This window comes from Glutamicibacter sp. HZAU, from assembly GCF_004100365.1.
In the GTDB taxonomy this organism is placed as follows: Bacteria; Actinomycetota; Actinomycetes; order Actinomycetales; family Micrococcaceae; genus Glutamicibacter; species Glutamicibacter nicotianae.
Genome location: NZ_SCKZ01000032.1, coordinates 1 through 573 on the forward strand (window position 1 = coordinate 1; position 573 = coordinate 573).

The 573-nt window shown below is 62.3% G+C and carries 1 protein-coding gene and 1 pseudogene; both read left to right on the forward strand.

The genetic code is table 11. The features are described 5' to 3' along the window. Nucleotides 1-409: pseudogene (locus tag EKH49_RS16400) on the forward strand (Cmx/CmrA family chloramphenicol efflux MFS transporter); the annotation flags it as partial. Further along, the coding region (locus EKH49_RS16405) for a helix-turn-helix domain-containing protein (protein ID WP_269088471.1) at nucleotides 409-573 on the forward strand (165 nt) is incomplete at its 3' end. The pseudogene EKH49_RS16400 and the gene EKH49_RS16405, both read left to right, overlap by 1 nt.

Here is a 573-nt window from a genome sequence, read left to right on the forward strand (position 1 = left end):
CGTCACGATCGCAGGACGACTATCAGATCAACGACCTGGCCTCGTGCTCGCAGTCGGCGGACCGCTATTGCTGACAGGCTGGATCGTGTTGGCAGTGGTCGCATCTCATCCCGTTGCGCTTATCGTCCTCGTCCTCGTTCAGGGATTCCTGTCGTTCGGCGTCGGCAGTACTCTGATCACGCGTGTGCTGTATGCAGCATCGGGTGCGCCAACGATGGGCGGTTCGTACGCAACCGCAGCATTGAATATCGGAGCTGCAGCGGGGCCCGTGCTTGGTGCGCTCGGGCTCGCGACCGGGCTGGGGCTGCTCGCGCCGGTTTGGGTCGCTTCGGTGCTGACAGCGATCGCTCTCGTCATCATGCTTCTCACCAGACGCGCGCTTACGAAGACCGCGGCGGAGGCCAATTGATGACCCATCCGAACGCTCTTCTCACTCCTCGTGCCCGTCTCCGGTTAGCTCGGCTGATTGTCGAAGACGGCTATCCGGCCACGATCGCCGCAAAGATGTTCATGGTCTCCCCGATCACTGCCCGGAAATGGGCAGGCCGCTACCGGGAAGAGGGTGAGTTTGGG